The organism is Actinosynnema sp., from assembly GCF_052038725.1.
The window spans coordinates 1-6,817 of sequence record NZ_JBQGCX010000656.1; the positions used below are offsets into that span (position 1 = coordinate 1).

The 6,817-nt window shown below is 73.1% G+C and carries 6 protein-coding genes and 1 pseudogene; 4 read left to right on the top strand and 3 right to left on the bottom strand.

The genetic code is table 11. The features are described from left to right. Window positions 1-133, top strand: a pseudogene (locus ACTUAL_RS13815) (2-oxo acid dehydrogenase subunit E2); the annotation flags it as partial. A 94-nt stretch (window positions 134-227) separates the two neighbouring features. Then, window positions 228-1,127 carry a MerR family transcriptional regulator gene (locus ACTUAL_RS13820; RefSeq protein WP_440900517.1) on the top strand — a complete coding sequence of 300 codons (900 nt, stop codon included), beginning with the start codon at window positions 228-230 and terminating at the stop codon, window positions 1,125-1,127. 51 nt (window positions 1,128-1,178) lie between these two features. Here the strand turns inward: ACTUAL_RS13820 and ACTUAL_RS13825 are convergent, their stop codons facing one another. Beyond that, window positions 1,179-1,841 carry a TetR/AcrR family transcriptional regulator gene (locus ACTUAL_RS13825; RefSeq protein WP_440900518.1) on the bottom strand — a complete coding sequence of 221 codons (663 nt, stop codon included), beginning with the start codon at window positions 1,839-1,841 and terminating at the stop codon, window positions 1,179-1,181. A 101-nt stretch (window positions 1,842-1,942) separates the two neighbouring features. On the opposite strand from ACTUAL_RS13825, the gene ACTUAL_RS13830 reads away from it, so the two are divergent. After that, entirely contained in the window at window positions 1,943-2,581 is a 639-nt protein-coding gene (locus ACTUAL_RS13830; protein ID WP_096497436.1) for an SCP2 sterol-binding domain-containing protein, read from the top strand. A gap of 1 nt (window position 2,582) precedes the next feature. Continuing rightward, complete coding sequence (locus tag ACTUAL_RS13835) at window positions 2,583-3,797, top strand: acyl-CoA dehydrogenase family protein (RefSeq protein ID WP_440900519.1); 1,215 nt, start codon at window positions 2,583-2,585, stop codon at window positions 3,795-3,797. A gap of 936 nt (window positions 3,798-4,733) precedes the next feature. Here the strand turns inward: ACTUAL_RS13835 and ACTUAL_RS13840 are convergent. Continuing rightward, window positions 4,734-5,540 (bottom strand): MaoC family dehydratase, encoded by an 807-nt coding sequence (locus tag ACTUAL_RS13840; protein ID WP_440900520.1) that lies wholly within the window; start codon window positions 5,538-5,540, stop codon window positions 4,734-4,736. Beyond that, window positions 5,540-6,817: a 3-oxoacyl-ACP reductase gene (locus ACTUAL_RS13845; protein ID WP_440900521.1), complete on the bottom strand. Its 1,278-nt coding sequence runs from the start codon at window positions 6,815-6,817 to the stop codon at window positions 5,540-5,542. The genes ACTUAL_RS13840 and ACTUAL_RS13845 overlap by 1 nt, the downstream gene beginning before the upstream one ends.

Below are 6,817 nucleotides of genomic sequence, written 5' to 3' on the forward strand. Positions count from 1 at the left end.
GGTGGTGCCGCGCAGGGTGGGCCGGCGGGCGCTTAGGTTCGACCACCGGGGGGTCGCCGGCCAGCAGGGCTCGCAGTTCCGGGCGGACGTCGGCGCACTGCTGGCCGACCCCGCCGTGGCGATCACGTACTGAGCCCTTCCCCGAAGAGCCGCGTCATCCTCTACCGGGTGGCGCGGCTCTTTTCTGTCTTGACTCTCCCCTCACCGGAGATTGCAGGCTGTTCCCCGTGCGGTACTACTCGATCGGCGACCTGGCCCGGCTGACCGGCATGACCGTCAAGGCCGTCCGGTTCTACTCGGACTCCGGTCTGGTCCCCGTCGCGGGGCGGACGTCCGGCGGGTTCCGGTGCTACGACGCCGACGGGTTGTCCCGCCTCAAGCTCCTGGGCACGCTGCGCGAACTCGGCTTCGACCTGCCGACCGCGCGGCGCGTGCTGGAGCGCGAGGTGTCCGTCGCCGAGGTGGCGCGGACGCACGCGGAGGCCATCGACGCGCAGCTGCGGGTGCTGCGGCTGCGCCGGTCCGTGCTGCGCGCGGTGGCGAGATCAGGGGAGGTGGAGATGGTGCACGAACTGGCGAAGCTGTCCGAGGAGGAGCGGCAGCGCGTCCTCGACGACTTCTTCGAGGAGGTCTTCGGGGGGCTCGACCTGGAGCCGGGCTTCGAGTCGATGATGCGCTCGGTCCGCATCGAGCTGCCGGACGACCCGTCGCCCGAGCAGGTGGAGGCGTGGATCGAGCTGGCGAACCTGGTGCGGGACGAGGACTTCCGGGCGTCGATCCGGCGGATGTCCGAGCGGCACCAGGAGATGCGCGCCGAGGGCGTGGAGATGACCGGGGGCGAGCGGAACGCCGAGGTGTTCGGGATCGCCGTGGCGCGGGCGCGCGAGGCGATCGACGCGGGCGTCGAGCCGGGGTCCGCGCGGTCCCGCGAGATCGTGCGGGAGATCTCCGCGCGGCTCGCCGGGGAGCTGGGGACCGAGGACGCCGAGGGCCAGTGGGCGTGGCTCCGGGAGTTCGGCGACCCGAGGGCCGAGCACTACTGGGTGCTGATCGCCCGGATCAACGGCTGGCCGCCGGTCCCGTCCACCGCCGACGAGCGCCGCTGGCTGCTGGCGTCGATCGGCTGATCTGCCGCAGAACCGTTCCTTCCCGGTGCACAGGGAAGGAACGGCCCCACGTCACCCGCGTGCCGGTGCGTGCCAGACGCGCCCGTCCACCAGGTCCCCGAACCCCATCCACACCAGGTTCATCAACCGCGCCGCCACGACCCCCGACGGCTCGTCGGGGTGGTCCAGCCACCAGTCGGCCAGCGACTCGCCCGCGCCGACCAGCGCGGCGGCCATGCTCTCGGCGTCCCGCGCGCCCGTGCCGGGCACCCCGGCCTCCTCGGCGGCCCGCGCCACCAGCTCCGCCACCAGGCCGATCGCCCGCCCGCGCAGCTCCGCCAGCTCGGCCGCGAACGGCCCGCCCTGCGAGGCGGCCTGGCGGTGCAGCACCAGCCAGCTCGCCCGGTGCTCGCCGACGAACCCGAAGAACGCCCGCAGTCCCGTCCACAGCTGGACGTCCGCCGCCCGGTCGACCTCGACGCCGGTGGCGATGGCCTCCATCAGCCTGGCGGACTCGCGCCGCGTGCAGGCGGTGAACAGCTCCTCCTTGGAGCCGAGGTAGGCGTACAGCATGGGCTTGGAGATGCCCGCGACCTCGGATATCTCGTCCATCGACGCGGCGTGGAAGCCGAGCCGGGAGAAGACGTCCACCGCGGCGTCGAGGATCTGCCGCTCGCGCACCGCGCGCGGCAGCCGCTTGGTCCGACCGGCGCGGACCTGCTGCTCTGCTGCCATCACACCCCCTGGATCGTTCACCCCAAGGCTAGCGAACCCCCTTGCCGCCCTACCTACTCGCGAGTAGGTTCACGGTCCAGTAGGGACGAGGAGGTGCCACCGTGTCCATCGACCTCACCACCGAGGCCGTGGCGGGACTCAGGCCCGCCGAGCTGATCTCCGCGCTGGAGGGCGCGAGCCCCGACGACCCGGCGCTGCGCTCCGCCGACGTCAACGCCATCGCCGAGGGCGTCGACCCGCGCAGGCTCAGCGAGGGCGAGTTCGCCGACCTGCTCGCCGCGCTCGGGGCGCTGGCCGACGCGGGAGCCCCGCTCGACCTGGCCGCCATGGGCGCGCCGAACTTCGCCCGCCTGGTGTCGCGCGCGTCCAAGGGGCAGCTGGACGAGGCGTTCGCCAGGCCCGCCGTGCGCGGGCGCGTGCTGGACGAGGTGTTCCGGCGCATGGAGCGGCACTTCCGGCCCGAGCGCGCGGGCGCGACGCGGGCCGTGGTGCACTTCGTGCTCACCGGGGCCGAGGAGGACCGCTACCAGGTCGTGGTGGAGGACGAGCGCTGCTCGATCGCCAAGGACCTCGACCGCGAGCCGCGCGCGGTGGTGACGGCCGGGCCGACGGACTTCGTGAAGCTGGCGACCGGCAACGCCTCCGCGCCCGTGCTGTTCATGACCGGCAAGCTCAAGGTCCGGGGCGACCTGGGCCTGGCGGCCGGGTTCATGGGCCTGTTCGACATCCCGAGGGGTTGACGTGGGCGCCTTCTCGTTGGAGCTGAACCCCGACCAGCGCGACCTGCGGGACTGGGTCCACGGGTTCGCGGCGGAGGTGGTCCGGCCCGCCGCCGCGGAGTGGGACGAGCGCGAGGAGACGCCGTGGCCGGTGATCCGGGAGGCGGCGAAGATCGGCCTGTACGGGTTCGAGTCGCTGGCCACCTGGTTCGCCGACCCGGTCGGGCTGTCGCTGCCGATCGCCACCGAGGAGCTGTTCTGGGGCGACGCGGGCATCGGGCTGTCGCTGATGGGCACGGGCCTCGCGGTCGCGGGCATCCTCGCGTCGGGCGAGCCGGAGCAGCTGGCCGAGTGGGTGCCGGAGTGCTTCGGCGACGAGTCCGACCCGCGGGTGGCGGCGTTCTGCGCGTCCGAGCCGCAGGCCGGGTCGGACGTGGCGGGCTACCGGACGCGCGCGGTGTACGACGAGGCGGCGGACGAGTGGGTGCTCAACGGCCAGAAGTCGTGGGCCACCAACGGGGGCATCGCGAGCGTGCACGTGGTCACGGCGGTCGTGGACCCGGCGCTGGGCGCGCGCGGCCAGGCGGGGTTCGTCGTGCCGCCGGGGACGCGCGGCCTGTCGTCGCCCGCGAAGGTGCGCAAGCACGGGATGCGCGCCTCGCACACGGCGGACGTGTTCCTGGACGACGTGCGCGTGCCCGGCCGCTGCCTGCTCGGCGGCCGGGAGCGCCTGGAGGCGCGGCTGGCGCGGGCCCGCGAGGGGCGGCGCGCGGGCGTGCAGGGCGCGATGGCGACGTTCGAGTCGACCCGGCCGGTGGTCGGCGCGATGGCGGTGGGCGTGGCGCGGGCGGCGCACGAGTACGCGCTGGCGTACGCGAAGGACCGCGAGGCGTTCGGCCGGAAGATCATCGAGAACCAGTCGATCGCGTTCGACCTGGCGAACGTCCGCGTGGAGATCGACGCGGCCCGCCTGCTGGTGTGGCGGGCGGCCTGGATGGCCCGCAACAACGTGCCGTTCACGGCGGGCGAGGGCTCGATGTGCAAGCTGAAGGCGGCCGAGGTGGCGGTCTGGGCGACCGAGCGCGCGATCCAGGCCCTCGGCGGCGCGGGCTACACCCGCGACCACCCGGTGGAGCGGATGCACCGCGACGCGAAGCTGTTCACGATCTTCGAGGGCACCTCGGAGATCCAGCGGCTGGTGGTGGCGCGGGCGATCTCGGGGGTGCAGGTGCGGTGAGGGGGCGCGGCGGGCGTCGGGGGGCGCTCGCCGCAGTGAGACCAGCGTAGTCTTCGACTCTCTCTTGTCGGAGAGCGCTCGAAGTTGCTGGTCCAAGTTTTTTCGCTTACTGGTCTAGGCCAGGTTGTGGCGCAGTTCGGTATCGCAGCTGATTGAGAAGTCGAGCGGCGCTCGTAATCGGTCTCATGTGAAAGGTCTGGGAAAGTGCGCCTGTCGCGCCTCCAGGCGGTACTGGTTCTGAAAAAAGTGATCTAGTGTCGACGGTCTGCAGCTTGGGTGTGAGCCGACCGTCAACTGTGCCACGATTCTCCACAACCCGTAGCAAGTCAAGCGCGAGTAAGGTCATCGGTCGAGCCCTTGTCTCGCAGAGTTGCGTGTTTAGCAGAAATTCGCACACCGTGCTTCCCGTGCGTCGGCACTCCTTCGGAGTTCGATGCGAGGTTGTCGACCCAAGTTATCCACAGGGTTGTCCACACCCCTGGTTGCGTGAGGTTTGCCGATCTGTGCAAACTCGCTGCACCCGCTACAGCCAGTGGTGGTGGTCTGGTTCTTCGCTCTCCGTTCTCCCGGTCCACGGCGCGTCGGACCGGGGTCGTCGGCAACCGGTCTGAAAACGGCACCAAGCCGACCAGGATGGGAGGGTGAATGCCAAGAAAAAACAAGAGGAAGCCTCAAGAACGCAGGTCGAGGTCTGTGCAGGGCTGGGGTAGCAGCCCAGCCCTGCACAGCGCCATCATCCTCTTGACCCAACTCGCGTTGCTCACCCGCGAAGTGCTCGCAGCGATGGGTCGTTAGACGGAGCCGGGCGCGGCAGGTCCATACCTGCCCGTCCGGCTGCCGAAGTGACCCGGTGCTGCTGGTAAGGGTTGGAATTAGCATGTTTCAAGCCAGGGCGTCCGAACAACTCTTCAACTGCTGTGAACGAGGCCGGGAACCTCACCCGCTGACCGACCCCTCCAGCACCGGCCGCCCGCCGCTCCACACCGCGAACCGCCACCCCTCCGCCGTCGGCCGCGCCGAGAACTCCGCCCGCGCGGGCAGCCCCAGCGGGGTCTTGAACCGGGCGTCCACCACCTGCGCCCCGCCGATCCGGCCCTCCAGGGCCGCCACGCACCGGGCCTTCGTCCACATCCCGTGCGCGATCGCCCGCCTGAACCCGAACGCGCGCGCCGCCAGCCCGAACAGGTGGATCGGGTTCCGGTCGCCGGACACCGCCGCGTACCGCCTGCCCACGTCGCCGGGCACCCGCCACACCGCGTTCGGCTCCGGCGGCTCCAGCACCCCGCCCGACCGGGCCCCGCCACCCCCGGCGGCGCGCCGTAGATATGTCGACACATCGACCCAGACCCGCTCGCCGTCGACCTCGGCCGTGGTCACCGCGTCGAACTGCCGACCGCGCTCGTGCGCCCGCAGCTCCTCCAGCCGCACCCGCAGCTCCAGCGGCTCGCCCACCAGCAGCGGCCTGGTCTGGGTGACCCGGTTGGCCACGTGCACCAGCCCCGGCAGCGGGAACGGGAAGCCGCGCGCGGTCATCAGGTCCACCTGCAGCGCGAACGCCAGCACGTGCGGGTAGGTCACCGGCAGCTCGTCGCGCCGCCGGAACCCGCACACCCGCGCGTACTCGGCCAGGTGCTCCCGGTCCACCAGCACCCGCGCCGACCGCTCACCCTCCGGCAGCTCCTCGCCCCGTCGGGCGAACCCCGACAGGGCGGCCCTCGCGTACAGCAGTCCCAGGTTCGCCATCACGCCCCCAGCAGGCTCTGCCCGCACACCCGCACGACGTTGCCGGTCACCCCGGCCGACGCCGGGTGCGCGAGCCACGCCACGGTCTCGGCCACGTCCACCGGCAGCCCGCCCTGCGCCACCGAGTTGAGCCGCCGCCCGACCAGCGCGGGCAGCAGCGGCATCGCGGCGGTCATCGCGGTCTCGATGAACCCCGGCGCGACGGCGTTCGCGGTGCCCCGCCCGCGCAGCTCCTCGGAGAGCGCTTCCACCAGGCCGATCACCCCGGCCTTGCTGGCGGCGTAGTTGGTCTGGCCCGCGTTCCCCGCGACGCCCCCGATCGACGACACCCCCACGACCCTGCCACCACCGCGCAGCACCCGCAGGAGTTCGCCGTTCAGCCGCTCCTGGGCGGCGAGGTTCACCGACAGCACGGCGTCCCACTCGTCCGGGGTCATCCGACCGAGGGTGCGGTCGCGGGTGATGCCCGCGTTGTGCACCACCACGTCCACCCCGCCGTGCCGCTCGGCCAGCAGCCCGGCGATTTTGTGTGGCGCGTCCGGCGCGGTGATGTCGACGTGGCACGCCGACCCGCCCACCCGGCCCGCGACCTCGGCCAGCGCCGCGCCGGAGGCGGGCACGTCCAGGCACACCACGTGCGCCCCGTCCCGGCCGAGCACCTCGGCGATGGCCGCTCCGATCCCCCGCGCCGCCCCGGTGACCAGCGCGACCTGGCCGTCGAGCGGTCGCTCCCGGTCGGCGGGCGCGGCGACCTCGGCCCGCCCGATCCGCACGACCTGGCCGGACACGTACGCCGAGCGCCCGGACAGCAGGAACTCCACCGTGGACCCGATCGCCCCCTCGGCCCCCTCGGCGACCTGGACGAGCTGCGCGGTCGCGCCCCGGCGCAGCTCCTTGCCGAGGCTGCGGGTGAACCCCTCCAGCGCCCGCTGCGCCGCGCGCGAGGCTGCCCCCTCGGGCGGCGACCCGAGCACCACGACCCGCCCGCACGGCGCGAGGGAGCGCACGACGGGCTGGAAGAACGCGTGCAGCTCCCGCAACCGCCCGACCGAGTCGATCCCGGTCGCGTCGAACACCAGCGCGCCCCACGACCGCCCGCCTGCCGCGCCACCACCGGTCCGCGCGCCACCGCCACCCGCAGCCGTGCGCCCGCCCGCCGCTTCACCGCCGCCCGCCGCAGCGCCCTCGCCCGCCGCAGCCCCACCCACGCCACCCGGCGCAGCCTCGCCCACCCGCCCCCCGGCCGCAGCGATCACCCGCCCGCCCGGCCCCCGCAC

Coding starts and splice junctions, on each gene's coding strand:
- ACTUAL_RS13825 (WP_440900518.1), bottom strand. CDS start 1,841: ATGGCAGCAGAGCAGCAGGTCCGCGCCGGTCGGACCAAGCGGCTGCCG.
- ACTUAL_RS13840 (WP_440900520.1), bottom strand. CDS start 5,540: ATGGCGAACCTGGGACTGCTGTACGCGAGGGCCGCCCTGTCGGGGTTC.